We start from the raw sequence: 12,965 nt of genomic DNA on the forward strand, positions 1-12,965 counted from the left end.
TTATATAATTTTCGATAATTCCAAATTAATGCGACGACGAAAACAAGTAAATTAATTGATGGTTGTAGAGAGTGTCGAACTGGTGAAATCGACATAGCCCGCTCAATTAATCGAACCTCTTTCTGAGCAGTTATGACAACATAACCGTATCCTTTGCGATAAAAAGGCTTGAAAGTTGCACATTTATGTGAACTAAGGTGGTACCGCGGAAACTAGTAGCGTTTTCGTCCTTATATAAGGACGAGAACGCTTTTTATTTGTGTTTAAGGAGGATTTTACATGCAAAAAATTGTATTTATCGGTGCAGGATCAATGGCAGAGGCGTTAATTCATGGTTGGGTAGTAAACGAAGTAGTTCAAGCAAAGCATGTGTACGTATCGAACCGCTCTAACCGAGCAAGACTTGAAGAATTAAATGTGCGCTACGGTGTACAAATGTTAGACAATATGGAGGAATTGCATGAAGCGGATTTAATTATTCTAGCAATGAAACCAAAAGATGCGAAAACGGCAATGGCTTCAATTGCACAGTATGTATCAGCGGAAACAGCCGTTTTGTCTGTCCTTGCCGGAATTTCCATCAATACGGTTGAGGAATGCCTTGGTGCCCGCGCGATCGCACGCGTAATGCCGAATACATCCGCAACCATTGGCATGTCGGCATCCGGTATCGCCTTCAATGAGCGCGTAACGAAAGTACAAAAAGCATTATACATGCAAATGCTTGAAGCGGTTGGCATCGTTATTGAAGTAGAAGAAGATAAGCTTCACGCAATCACAGCTCTTTCAGGTAGTGGTCCAGCCTATTTGTATTATTTACTAGAAGCATTCGAAAAAGTTGGATCAGAATTTGGCCTTCCAAAAGAGTTAGTTCGCAAGCTTATGGTCCAAACACTCGCTGGCTCCGCTGAAATGTTAAAAACAGTGAAGGAAGAGCCTGAAATCCTTCGCCGTAAAGTAACGAGCCCAGGTGGAACAACAGAGGCCGGTATTCGCGCGTTAGAATCGATGCATTTTAATGATGCCATTGCGAGCTGCATTCGCAGTGCTGAAACACGGTCACGTGAACTAGCTCGTGGTGAATAAGAATAGTATTCTACTAGTCGAGAGGACCCGAAAATTTAGAGCGTTTAAGGGTTAATTTAGTGCGTTTGGGGACGGGGTTAGTTCGTTCACCCTGGTCTTTAGTGCGTTCGGGTAACCGGTTAGTTCGTTCACTCAAATTTAATTAGTTCGATACACCAAATTCAGTTTATGAACAAATGCTTGAAGCGCTACAACCTACTCCAGCAAAAACAACAAAAAAAAACGAGAAGCGACTTAATTCAAGCTTCTCGTTTTGCTTATTTAAAGTACTCCTGCTTTAATGCGTTTAACGATGGAATATGTAGTATAGACTGCCATTGGACCTAGGACAGCAGCGATAATAAGCCAAACATTTAATGCGTCGGCTGCTTTTAAAGCTTCTAAATTTGTTCTAATATACACGACAACACCAAATAGTAATATATAGCTCATAAGATTTGGAAAAATAACAAGTAACCTTAATACAGCCGGTTTCATTCGTGGTTGGTTCATAAATCCTTCCCCCTTTTTTTCATTATAACGAATATCCGCTCGGTGCATCCATTATTTTCTAAAAAGAATTTCGAACGTATTAAAAGAAGCTGTTCTAAGAAGTGTATTTTTCACTTTCTAGAACAGCTCTAATTATAAATTTATAATTTATATTTACCTGTTGTATTTTGTAGTTCATTCGAAACATTGAATAATGAATCGACGGATGTAGCCATGTCATTCATACTCGTTACTTGTGCTGTCGCATAATTGGCCATTGAGTCCACTCGATTTGTTGTTTGTTTTGATAATAGTGCAACGTCTTCAAAAGATGCGGTAATCTCCTCCGTGCTTGCGGCCATCTCTTCTGATGCGCTTGATACTTGGTCCACTTGATCGGAAATGACTTTAATACCCTCGGCAATTTGATGGAATGAAGACTGCGCATTATTTGCAATGTTGCGGCCTGCTTCTAATACTTGTGATGTTGATGTAATCGCATCAACAATTTGCACCGTTTCATGCTGTACGTCTGATACAACCGCCGAAATGCGCTCTGCTGCGACTTTTGATTCTTCGGCTAGTTTGCGAACTTCCTCTGCTACTACTGCGAAGCCTTTACCTGCCTCACCAGCACGTGCCGCTTCAATCGAAGCATTTAATGCAAGTAGGTTCGTTTGGTCTGAAATGCCTGTAATAACAGTCGTAAAGTCGCCAATCATATCCGACAACTTCACTAATTCCTTGGTACGTTCTACAGATTTCTCTGTTTTGTCATGTAATTTTGATAATTCTATTAATAAGTTTTCTACAACATTTACACCATTAACGGCGTTTTCCTCTGTATCATTTGAAATATTGGAGATTTCCATAATTGATTCTGTAATGTGCTGAATGCCCCTTGCCAGTTCTTCCATTGCAAATGCGCTATCTTCAATGCTTTTCATCTGTGTTTTCGAGTCATTTGCAACCCCTACTGCTTCAGTCTGAATATCTCTCGAGGATACTGTCGTTTGCGATGCGTGATTATGAATTTCATTCGTTGACTGATGGATAATTGTTGAGCGCTCTTTTAGCTCGAGCATAATACTTTGGAAGTTATCCATTACAGCATTACTTGCGGTAACGAGCTGACCAATTTCATCACCCGAATGAAGATCAATTCGTTTTGTTAAATCCGCTGCGCCACGACTAATGTCATTTAATGAATCACGAACACTTGTAATACGCTTAATTTGGCGTGAAATTGTTACATCTGTGATTCCCATTAAAATAGCAACCGCAATAATCGCTGCAATAATTGTTGCAATTAAAATGGTTGTTAATACTTTATTAGAAATTGTAATAGCTAAATATGTACCATCAGAAAGCGGCATCACGTAGTTCATTACGCGTTCACCACTAAATTTTGATTTTTCATACTTCAAAGTCGTGATGTTGAAAGCAGAAGTTGCAAAACCAGCAGCCTCTAATGACAATTCTTTTGTTGCTGCAAGCACTGCACCAGCTTCATCAACGACTGCTGCGTATAAAACCGTTTCATCTAAGTATTGATTTAACTCATTCATGTAGAATTCTTTCCCGATTTTTGCTTCTAAATCCAGTAGCATTTGTCCGTTACGCGCCACTTGGATAATTTTTGGGTTTGCAGGGTCCCAAGAGCCGACACCTACAAATTTGTAGAACTCACCGTCCACATCACGAATTTGTGCAGGTTGTGAAATCTCTGCTACGTCGTTATTTAGAAGCTGCATATACTCGTATGCTTGGCCTGCTGGATCTGATCCAAAGTTAAAATCAATGTTCGGCGCAATTGACGTCACCGTTGTATTTCCCTTATCGTCTGTGCTCCATATCTCGTCAATGCCACCACGTTCAGCTAACGCCTTTAAATCTTCATGTGTGCCACCATTTTCTAATATCCATGAAATAAGTACAGATTCTGAGACCATTTCATCTTCCATAATGTTCTCTGACACTTCACGAGATAAAATGGCACCTTCTATTCCCAGGCGAATCGATTCAACTACTGCCTGGCCTTGCTTTTGAATGCTGTCATTGGTTGTTTTGTAAATAAAAGTTGCAAAAGCTGCGATAATAAAGACGACTGATACTAAAATTGGAAACATCATTTTCCATTTCATTGATTTAAACATATACGATCCACCAACTCTCTCTATTTCCTATATTTTACTTTACAATAGCGAATAAATTAATAAAATATTCAAAATCAAAAGTAAATAATTTAAGAGAAATTGATAATTTTCACAAAAATTTCGCTAACACACCATTTACTAACTTAAAAATATGTGTCTATACCTATTTATCCGATATAAAATAGGTATTTTATCGTATATTTATTCAAAGTAATTATTATAATAATAGTAATTTCCCATGCTTCCAGTCAAACGTACTGTAATCATTGGCGATAAACGTTGACGTGAAAATCGTACGGGCATCGCTTACTAAAGTTTGTAGGTCATGCGCTAGGAAACGTGCGCTAATATGGTTCAGTATGAGCGCTTTTGCATTAGCGTCATGAGCAATCCATGCCGCCTCAGTATTCGTGGAGTGTCCGTATTGAGCAGCAAGATGAATCGTTGCGTGATCAAAGGTTGCTTCGTGGATAACAATGTCTGCATTCTCGCTTAGCTTTTGCGCGTTGACACAATATTTTGTATCGCCTAACACGGTCAGAGTAAAACCAGGCTTCGGCGGAGATGTAACGTCTGTACTATACACAATCGTACCATCATCTAAAGTAATATTACGTCCTGCCTTTAGTTGACCAAGAAGCGGACCTTTTGGCACACCAAGTTCTCTAGCTTTATCAATTAATAATTCACCTGCTAAAGATTTTTGTTCAATACGGTAACCAAAGCATTCAATGACATGCTCCAGCGGCATCGCAGTTACAGTAAATTGCTCATCCTCAAAAATAATACCTTCCTGCACTTCAACGAATTGAACTGGATATGATAAATGTGTTTTTGATAGCGCAAGTGTCATTTCGACCCATTCTTTTAAACCTTTTGGACCGTAAATTGTGACTAGCTCGTCTCCTCCTTGAAAGGACCGAGAACTTAAAAAGCCAGGTAGACCAAAAATATGGTCACCATGTAAATGCGTGATAAAGATTTTATCGATTTTGCGTGGCTTAATCGTTGTATGAAGGATGCGATGCTGTGTTGCCTCACCGCAATCAAATAACCAAATGGTGCCGCGTTCTTCTAGCAACTTCACTGCAAGAGCACTCGTATTGCGCTCCTTTGATGGCATTCCTGCTCCAGTTCCTAAAAATTGTAGCTGCATATCGTTCTCTCCTGTCTGTTTTTCGTATGATTATTATATGAATGAAGGCAGGGGTTTGTCTATTGTTAGTGGTCGTTAGGCTTTTATTCGGCGGTTGGAGCGGTTTATTCAGAGCCTCAATATTTTTATTCAGAACTCCCCTCTCTTCAAACGAAAAGAAAACCACCTCGCATACCTGCGAAATGGTCCATCAAATATTGTTATAGTTAATGATCACCTGTTCAATCGCCCGCGCGACAGTCAGATCTTTTAATTTAAAGTAATCAATTATGGATTCTTCCTTGTGCTCGGCTGCCAACACATTGACCTTGCTAAACTTTTGCAATCCCGCTAATCCTTTTTCCGCTTGGTGGCGACGTTTTTTACCTTCAAACATAGCTGGCATCGTTACTATCGCTTCCATTGAAATGCGATGACGTTTTGCGAGGCGGGCAATAAAAGGTGCTACACCTATACTTACACTACCGCCCATGCAGGCTACAAGTATGACATGATCATACGCACTCATTGCCTCAATAATTTCCTGCTCATAAAACTCTGCTCGCGCTAATGTTTTCTCTGGGCTATTATTACCAAATTGCTCCTCCGCAGTTGTGAAAAATAATATTTTGCCATGAGGGCCTTCTATGTAATCTGGTACGTTGTCATAATAATCTTCAGTAATAGCTGCCGCGTCACCAATACCATGTGCCTTTAGTAAAACATCTGCTGCACTCGTTTCAGTCGGAACTTGCCCAACAATAATGGCACCTCGTTCTGCTTGATATAATGTTTTATGCGATTCAAATAATAATAATGGTACTTTTCTCGAATAATTCTCGCGGTAGCATTCGCCGATATTAATGCCAGCTGAGCCCAATAAAATGACTGCAATGTTCTTCATCTGCAAGTCCCTCCTTCCTCTAGTCTTATCATAGTATACATGTAGCTTTATTGTACAGTTACTGACTATATTATACTCATTCTATGCATCACTCAACACATCGTATATATGGTTTTTGCAATTTTCTTTTTAGGTATCATTAGTCTTATATTTTACTATTTTATTATCCAGATTCAAAAAACACACGAGAAGTGAATTTACCTTTTCTAATTAACTAAAAAACTTGTAAAATCGCTATGATTTTACAAGTTCTTCTTAACTTTCAATATGCAACGCTAAGAGCACGAATGGTTTGTGCCACATGAGCTTCTGTTGTAAACTGCGTGGCATGAGCTTTCGCGATAGCATTATCCCCTACACAAATACTTTCTTTTGCATAATTAAACATCGAAATATCATTCGTGTCATTACCAAATGCGATAAATTCGTCTTCCTGTAAACCAAGCTTTTGGAGACCAGACCATTTATGTATACCAGCCGGGCTAATATCTAAAATGCCCTCATCGCCGTGCTTATGAACCGTTACGGCTAACCGTTCAATACGCTCCTCTATATCCTTACTTTGCGTAAACAACACAATTTTCACGATGCCATCGAGTTCCTCAAGCCTCACATTGCTTGCGGTTTTTTGCGGATCTAAGTTGCGGAAAATCGGATGCGACTTATCTCCGGTAAAACTATAATCCCAGCGGCCATCTACTAAATAAGGAAGACGAAATTCTTCAATAAGTTCTAATAGTGCCTGCTTTGCGTCCTCCGGAAAACCCGCTACGTCAATTTCATTATTTTGATATACAAAAACACCATTGCCACCAACCATTCGAAAGCCGTGAAAGCTTTTCGGAAGAACCGGTAAAATATCACGAATTGGTCGGGCTGATGCAAAAATTACTTCATGCCCTGCTTCAACACAGCCATTTATAGCTGTACAAATATCCGCACTTAACGGCTGTCCTTTGAAGCAAATCGTGCCATCTAAGTCAAAAATAAACTTCATCATCGTCACCTCAAAACAATTATACTTGAAGGGTGTTTTGAGGTGTATGATGAATTGCAATTTCTATTAATATTGTCCTAAGTTAGCGATCGTTTGCTGCCTATTTGTACTTTGACAAATTGTTGAAATAACCGCAACGCCATCTGCACCGGCCGCACGTGTTGCCGATGCATTCGCTATTGTAATTCCTCCAATTGCAACAATCGGAAAATCAGGATAAAGTACACGCGCTTCGTGTAAGAACGTAACCCCTGCTGGAGCTTTCGCGTCGGCTTTAGACTGCGTAGCGAAAATTGGTCCAATGCCTACGTAATCTGCACCACCTTCTACGGCTAAATCTAGTTCTTCCTTTGTATGTACGGACACACCGACGATTTTCCCTAAAAACTGCGCGCGAATTTCCGCAAGCGCCTGATCACCCTGCCCAACATGCACACCATTAGCTCCTAGTTTGCGTGCGAGTTCTACATCATCATTTACGATAAATGGCACATTATATTCCGCACATAATGCCTGGCAAGCGCGGGCAAATGCTTCTAATTCATCGCCAACTAGTGCATGTTCACCCTTTTCCCGAAGTTGGAACATTGTAATTCCTGCCTGTAGCGCATCTTTTATCACGGCTAAAGGGGCATGTTGACAGTTCGGCGTACCCATGATGAAGTACACTGATAAGTTACTGCGCTTCAATGATTTTCACCTCACACATTTGCTGCTGTTTATAAGCAAAGTGATTCGTTGGCCCGTGACCGTGTCCGATATTGAGCGGATTGGCAATCGCTAGTTGGACAAATTTTTTGGCTTCAATTATTGCCTCACGTAGCATCATCCCTTGGCCTAAAAAAGCGGTAATGGCTGCTGAAAATGTACAGCCTGTGCCATGTGTTTGGTTTGTCTCAATACGTTTACTTTGAATGGCTAGTTGTTTACCATCCGCAAAGAAAACGGTATCAATTGCATAATCGCCACTTAAATGACCGCCCTTCATCACGACACAGCCTACACCCATTGCCAAAATTTGCTGAGCTGCTTGGGCAATATCCGCTTCCGTACGAATCGTTAAGCCGGTAATAACCTCAGCTTCTGGAATATTTGGTGTCAGCACTGTTGCTAGCGGTAATAGCTTAGTAGTCAATGCTTGCACAGAATCCTTTTGAAGTAGCGTCGCGCCGCCCTTTGCAATCATAACTGGATCGACAACTAATTGAATATCCTTACCTTCTAACGTTTCCGCCACTGTCCGAATAATATCTGCTGAAAATAGCATGCCTGTTTTCACTGCGCACACTGGCATATCACGGAATACCACGCTAATTTGCTGCTGAATAAAATCGGCAGGTACAGGGAAAATGCGCTCCACACCTAATGTATTTTGTGCCGTTAATGCTGTAATCGAAGACGTTCCAAAAACGCCAAGCTCTTGAAAGGTTTTTAAGTCCGCCTGAATGCCGGCGCCGCCACCACTATCTGAGCCGGCAATTGTCATCACAATGTTCATCCGATGTCACCTCGCGAAATTTTGTATAATGCATTTAACACTTCGACTTGGAACGAACCTAGCTTGCCTACTACAGCTGCACTAGTTGCGACTTCCTTATAGTCCTGTAACACCTGTTGTAAGTTACATAGTGCATCACCTTCTAGCGTAAGTGCCGCTGCACAAATTGCGCTAAGTAGACAGCCCGTTCCCGTTACTTGCGTCATTAGGGCATTTCCACCAGAACTATACAACGTCTTTTCACCATCCGTTAACAGATCTGTTGGACCTGTAACGATGACTAGGCATTTGTACTTGTGTGCTACCTGCTTGGCAATTTCCTCTATATCCATTTCGCCATCGCCGCTGTCAACTCCTTTAGACTGCCACGGTACTCCCGCAATTGCTGCAAGTTCCCCAGCGTTACAACGAATTAAATGAAATTGAACTTTTTCTAAAAGCTCTTGCACCGTTTCTCTTCTATAAGCAGTAGCCCCGACACCAACTGGATCCAACACAACCGGAATACCGCGACCATTTGCGGTTTGACCCGCTATAAGCATTGCTTCTCGCGTTCGTGCATTCAGCGTACCAATATTAATAAGTAGTGTATCGACTATGCTTGCCATATCTTGCATTTCAGCTACTTCATCCGCCATAATCGGCGACGCACCAATTGCGAGTAATCCATTCGCTGAGAAATTCGTCACAACATAATTTGTAATGCAGTGAACAAGTGGCTGTTGCAGACGGATTTTATACATAGTCATAATGCTTCACCTCATCTTGCCAGTTTTCAACTGTCCACGGCATTTCCCAAAATTTCCATTCGTAATAGCAGCTCTTCTCAAAATGCTGTTTAAAAATCGCTAGTTTTCCCGGTTGCTCTAATACATATTGATCCATTTTTACTTTTTGCTTTTCAATCGTCGCTTTAAAATCTTCGTTACTATACATCGCAATCCATTCCTCGTACAATTTCACACCTGGCTTGGCATCACGGTATTTCTCGCCAATTTCCTGATACAGCCACGGACATGGGAACATTGCCGCAAACGCTTCCGCTACGTCCCCATTTTGTGCTGCATTATACATATGACTCACATAATTGTACGCAGCCGGTGCTGGTACAAAATTATCAAGCTCCTCATCTGTCACATTAAGCTCACGGAAAACAGTACGGTGTAATTCAAGCTCTGCTTCATTAATACCACGTGCTTGTCCAAGGAAATACTCGATTTCTTCATTTGTCACAGCTTTTGTCGCTGCAATCGCTAACACCTTTGTATAATGCTTTAAATAATACGCATCTTGCATTATGTAAAATTTAAATTTTTCTAACGGTAATGTCCCGTCAACAATTCCTTTTACAAAAGGATGGTTGAAGCTCCCTTCCCAATAAAGATCTGTTTCTTGTCTTACTTGTTCACAAAATGACATTGATTTGTCCCCCTTTATGATTTCACCTCAACATAGTGCATCGGTGTTTGAATAAGCTGTGCCTTCGTCGTAAGCAAGGTCACACTACAAATGAGTGTTAAAATAAGTGACGGAATCGAATGAGAGGCATTGTAAATAATTGAATACAGCCAAACATTTTGATCTCCTGCATAGGCAGCAAAGAAAATAACACCTGATATAACGTGTACGCTAAACTTTAAAAATCCACTTACAAGTACGCCAATGACAACATAAAACGTGACAACTTTCTTTTTCGCCAAACGATTTGCTTTTAGAATTGGCTGACGAAAAACACCGATTACACCAACAACCGCACTAGCCAAGCAATAATCTAAACCTGCCTGTGCCCAGTGATAAATCGTACCGCCCGTCGCAATTCCGAGTACACCAATAATAAATCCCGTCGTCATCCCAGCGCCTACACCCCAGCGCAAGCTCATGATAATAATCGGTAACATCATCAAGCTAAGCCCACCGCCCTGCGGCATAAACGTAAATGTTAATAGATCAAAAATAAGCCCAATACTCGCAAAAATTGCAATTTCTGTCACCATACGTAGTTTATTATTTCGCAAAATTTCCACCTCCTTTTCGGAGACGCAAGTGCAAATTAGTAAGACACATCTCCTAAAAAATTGTGCGAGCTGATATCTTTTTTTTATGTGGTTAAGAAAGTAGAACTTTCTTAACCACATAAAAACGCTTCTTTGTACATGACAAAGAAGCGTTTTAAATCATTGCTCCCTACGTCAGTATTAACTGTTCCAGGTTCTAAGGGTCAGGTTTTAACCTTCTCAACACCACAGTGTCCCCCCGCAATTAAAATATTCAATAGAAAAATGCAGTCACGCTTCGTTACACAAGAACTAAAAGCAAATTCAAGTCGAACGTGCGAATGCCAAGACAATTAAGTAACATAAAAGGCTCTCCAATAAGTTGGAGAGCCTCATGTACAAAGAATAAGCGTATATTACGCGTATGTACTTCGCTCCCTACGTCAGTATTAACTGTCAGGTTCTAAGGGTCAGGTTTTAGCCTTCTCAACACCGAAGTGTCCCCCCGCAAATATTTTAATATCGTAACTATAGCACTGATTGAATTTTTTAGCAATTAAGACTGGCGCTTCATCAAATTTCTACTTGACGAAAATAATTCTAAAAATAAGACGAGCGATTTTGTCAAATCACCGAAAAGAAGATACGACTTATCCAAAAATAAGTGCAAAATGGATAGGATACTACTTAATGTCGCTTATTTGCGAATAAGTCGTATAGCGATTTGGTCGAATATGCGAATCATGTGTTAAAAATTCAGTCACGTAAAGCTAGACTCCGATTGATTACAACTGTTGAAGATTGGAAACATGAAAAAAAATGATGATCATAGCGAGAACAGATGTCAGTATTGTACCTTCTATTTTTAAAATAAATTAGTGTACCATTCTTTTGCTGCTTCTACTTCATTCATCGTTAATTGGTGGCCAAAGTTTTCCCATTTCACTGATACAGAAGCATTTGCATCTTCTAATAACTGTTGTAAATCTATTGATTCCTGTTGCGGGCAAATCGGGTCATTTACACCAGCAGCAATAAATACAGGCGTACCTTTTAAATCAGGTAATTCAATCCCGCGTCTTGGTACCATTGGATGATGCAGGATTGCGCCTTTTAATGCATTATTAAAATGGAATAACAGACTTGCTGCAATATTCGCACCGTTTGAGTAGCCGATTGCGACAACGTTCCCTCGGTCAAAACCATATTCTACAGCCTTTTCATCTAAGAACGTATTTAGTTCTTTCGTACGCAAAATTAAATCTTCTATATCAAATACACCTTCTGCTAAACGACGGAAGAATCGGGGCATGCCGTTTTCCAACACATTGCCGCGCACACTCAGAACAGCTGCTTCTGGGTCAACGATGTCTGCTAATGCTAGTAGACCATTTTCATCTCCACCTGTGCCATGTAATAATAGTAAAACTGGTTTTTTGGGATTTGTTCCTTGTTTATAAATATGGTGCATTACTCTAGTCTCCTTTAAATTACATTTTATTTAATCCAATGGTGCTAATTGTGCTTCAATTTCTGCACGTTTATTTTCTAAAAATGGTGGTAAATCAAGCTTCTTTCCGAGATTCTCCACTGCTGCATCTACCGTAAAGCCTGGTCCATCCGTTGCGAGTTCAAATAAAATACCATTTTTCTCTCTAAAATATAAACTCTCAAAATAGTAACGGTCTGTTAGTTTTGACATCGTGAAGCCAAAGTCATGAATCCGTTTTTCCCAGGCGCGTAGTTCAGCACCATCTTTTACACGAATAGCAAGATGATGTATGCTTCCTTTACCAGGTTTTTCATTCGGTCCATCCTTCTCAATAACTAAAATTTCACCAAAACCTAAACCTTTCATGGATTGGTAAAGTGCCATGTTTTCTGAACGGCTTGCTAGTTCGTAACCAAATAAGTTTTCTAACGTATTTGCTAAACTCTCTAGAGATCGTACTGTCATTTCAACCGTACCCATTCCTAAAATTCGGTGCTCAGTTGGCACAGTCGAATGTTCCCACGCTGCCCAGTAATCAGGAACTTGCTCGCCGTTTTGATTCAGTAGGACCATTTGTAGTCCCTCTCTATCTTCGAAATGCAGTGCATCGCGACCAGCGTACTTTGTTATTTCCCCATGCTCCACATTTAAAAGCTTAAAACGGTCTTTCCAAAAAGCTAAGCTCGCCAGTGAAGGGACGAACAAACCGATACGTGTAATGGCATTCGTTCCACGATATGTTTTTCCGACCATTGGTATTTCAAAAAATGATAGCTCTGTTCCCGGACTGCCTGTTAAATCTCCGTAAAATAAATGATACATACTCGGAGCATCTTGATTCACCGTTTTTTTCACACGACGTAATCCTAAGATGTCTTTGTAGAATTGATTGTTTTGCTGTGCGTTTTTCGTGATCATTGAAATATGATGATGTCCTGTAATTTGATTCATCAAAATCACCTCTTTCATATAAATATCCTAAAAAATAGTTCGATTTACATTATCTTTAATTCGAGATATATACTTAAAAAAATTTAAACTCTCACCTTATTTATTCCAAATTAATTTATCCTTAATTCGAGATAATAATAGCATGGGGGGGTGTTTACTGTCAATTAACAATGCTTCTCAAAAGTGCCTCTAAATTGTAAAATCCTATTAAATTATTTGGCTATACACCAAAATCTGTACTTGACAGCACATTCCACTCCAGGCTCACGCTTTTCCCGCAG

The 12,965-nt window shown here is 40.2% G+C and carries 13 protein-coding genes and 2 riboswitches; of the genes, 1 reads left to right on the forward strand and 12 read right to left on the reverse strand.

Features of this window, described 5'->3' with window-relative positions; all coding sequences use genetic code 11:
- The first annotated feature begins 279 nt into the window (after positions 1–279).
- The gene (proC, locus tag MHH87_RS10140; protein ID WP_340749186.1) at positions 280–1,086 is read left to right on the forward strand and encodes a pyrroline-5-carboxylate reductase; all 807 of its coding nucleotides are present in this window, start codon (positions 280–282) and stop codon (positions 1,084–1,086) included.
- 261 nt (positions 1,087–1,347) lie between these two features.
- On the opposite strand, the gene MHH87_RS10145 is transcribed toward proC, so the two are convergent.
- The 12 genes from MHH87_RS10145 to MHH87_RS10200 all read right to left on the reverse strand — a co-directional run bounded on the left by MHH87_RS10145 (position 1,348) and on the right by MHH87_RS10200 (position 12,684).
- A complete protein-coding gene (locus MHH87_RS10145) occupies positions 1,348–1,578 on the reverse strand; it encodes an acyl-phosphate glycerol 3-phosphate acyltransferase (protein ID WP_340749187.1) in 231 nt (76 codons plus the stop codon).
- Between the two features lie 140 nt (positions 1,579–1,718).
- Positions 1,719–3,713: a methyl-accepting chemotaxis protein gene (locus MHH87_RS10150; protein WP_340749188.1), complete on the reverse strand. Its 1,995-nt coding sequence runs from the start codon at positions 3,711–3,713 to the stop codon at positions 1,719–1,721.
- Positions 3,714–3,930: 217 nt separating this feature from the next.
- A complete protein-coding gene (gene rnz / locus MHH87_RS10155; RefSeq protein WP_340749189.1) occupies positions 3,931–4,869 on the reverse strand; it encodes a ribonuclease Z in 939 nt (312 codons plus the stop codon).
- 190 nt (positions 4,870–5,059) lie between these two features.
- Complete coding sequence (locus MHH87_RS10160) at positions 5,060–5,752, reverse strand: hypothetical protein (protein WP_340749190.1); 693 nt, start codon at positions 5,750–5,752, stop codon at positions 5,060–5,062.
- A 262-nt stretch (positions 5,753–6,014) separates the two neighbouring features.
- Positions 6,015–6,749 carry an HAD-IIB family hydrolase gene (locus MHH87_RS10165; RefSeq protein WP_340749191.1) on the reverse strand — a complete coding sequence of 245 codons (735 nt, stop codon included), beginning with the start codon at positions 6,747–6,749 and terminating at the stop codon, positions 6,015–6,017.
- A 66-nt stretch (positions 6,750–6,815) separates the two neighbouring features.
- Positions 6,816–7,439 (reverse strand): thiamine phosphate synthase, encoded by a 624-nt coding sequence (gene thiE / locus MHH87_RS10170; RefSeq protein ID WP_340749192.1) that lies wholly within the window; start codon positions 7,437–7,439, stop codon positions 6,816–6,818.
- Positions 7,426–8,247 carry a bifunctional hydroxymethylpyrimidine kinase/phosphomethylpyrimidine kinase gene (gene thiD, locus MHH87_RS10175; protein ID WP_340749193.1) on the reverse strand — a complete coding sequence of 274 codons (822 nt, stop codon included), beginning with the start codon at positions 8,245–8,247 and terminating at the stop codon, positions 7,426–7,428. The genes thiE and thiD overlap by 14 nt, the downstream gene beginning before the upstream one ends.
- A complete protein-coding gene (thiM, locus tag MHH87_RS10180; protein WP_340749194.1) occupies positions 8,244–8,996 on the reverse strand; it encodes a hydroxyethylthiazole kinase in 753 nt (250 codons plus the stop codon). The genes thiD and thiM overlap by 4 nt, the downstream gene beginning before the upstream one ends.
- Positions 8,983–9,666 carry a thiaminase II gene (gene tenA / locus MHH87_RS10185; RefSeq protein ID WP_340749195.1) on the reverse strand — a complete coding sequence of 228 codons (684 nt, stop codon included), beginning with the start codon at positions 9,664–9,666 and terminating at the stop codon, positions 8,983–8,985. The genes thiM and tenA overlap by 14 nt, the downstream gene beginning before the upstream one ends.
- A gap of 14 nt (positions 9,667–9,680) precedes the next feature.
- The gene (gene thiT / locus MHH87_RS10190) at positions 9,681–10,262 is read right to left on the reverse strand and encodes an energy-coupled thiamine transporter ThiT (protein ID WP_340749196.1); all 582 of its coding nucleotides are present in this window, start codon (positions 10,260–10,262) and stop codon (positions 9,681–9,683) included.
- Positions 10,263–10,411: 149 nt separating this feature from the next.
- A riboswitch (TPP riboswitch) is annotated at positions 10,412–10,512 on the reverse strand.
- A gap of 147 nt (positions 10,513–10,659) precedes the next feature.
- Positions 10,660–10,758, reverse strand: a riboswitch (TPP riboswitch).
- Between the two features lie 348 nt (positions 10,759–11,106).
- The gene (locus MHH87_RS10195) at positions 11,107–11,712 is read right to left on the reverse strand and encodes an alpha/beta hydrolase (protein ID WP_340749197.1); all 606 of its coding nucleotides are present in this window, start codon (positions 11,710–11,712) and stop codon (positions 11,107–11,109) included.
- Between the two features lie 30 nt (positions 11,713–11,742).
- A complete protein-coding gene (locus MHH87_RS10200) occupies positions 11,743–12,684 on the reverse strand; it encodes a ring-cleaving dioxygenase (protein WP_340749198.1) in 942 nt (313 codons plus the stop codon).
- Between the last annotated feature and the right edge of the window lie 281 nt (positions 12,685–12,965).

It is taken from the genome of Solibacillus sp. FSL H8-0538, assembly GCF_038003525.1.
Lineage (GTDB): Bacteria > Bacillota > Bacilli > Bacillales_A > Planococcaceae > JBBOPI01.

Coding starts and splice junctions, on each gene's coding strand:
- proC (WP_340749186.1), top strand. CDS start 280: ATGCAAAAAATTGTATTTATCGGTGCAGGATCAATGGCAGAGGCGTTA.
- MHH87_RS10145 (WP_340749187.1), bottom strand. CDS start 1,578: ATGAACCAACCACGAATGAAACCGGCTGTATTAAGGTTACTTGTTATT.
- MHH87_RS10150 (WP_340749188.1), bottom strand. CDS start 3,713: ATGTTTAAATCAATGAAATGGAAAATGATGTTTCCAATTTTAGTATCA.
- rnz (WP_340749189.1), bottom strand. CDS start 4,869: ATGCAGCTACAATTTTTAGGAACTGGAGCAGGAATGCCATCAAAGGAG.
- MHH87_RS10160 (WP_340749190.1), bottom strand. CDS start 5,752: ATGAAGAACATTGCAGTCATTTTATTGGGCTCAGCTGGCATTAATATC.
- MHH87_RS10165 (WP_340749191.1), bottom strand. CDS start 6,749: ATGAAGTTTATTTTTGACTTAGATGGCACGATTTGCTTCAAAGGACAG.
- thiD (WP_340749193.1), bottom strand. CDS start 8,247: ATGAACATTGTGATGACAATTGCCGGCTCAGATAGTGGTGGCGGCGCC.
- thiM (WP_340749194.1), bottom strand. CDS start 8,996: ATGACTATGTATAAAATCCGTCTGCAACAGCCACTTGTTCACTGCATT.
- tenA (WP_340749195.1), bottom strand. CDS start 9,666: ATGTCATTTTGTGAACAAGTAAGACAAGAAACAGATCTTTATTGGGAA.
- MHH87_RS10195 (WP_340749197.1), bottom strand. CDS start 11,712: ATGCACCATATTTATAAACAAGGAACAAATCCCAAAAAACCAGTTTTA.
- MHH87_RS10200 (WP_340749198.1), bottom strand. CDS start 12,684: ATGAATCAAATTACAGGACATCATCATATTTCAATGATCACGAAAAAC.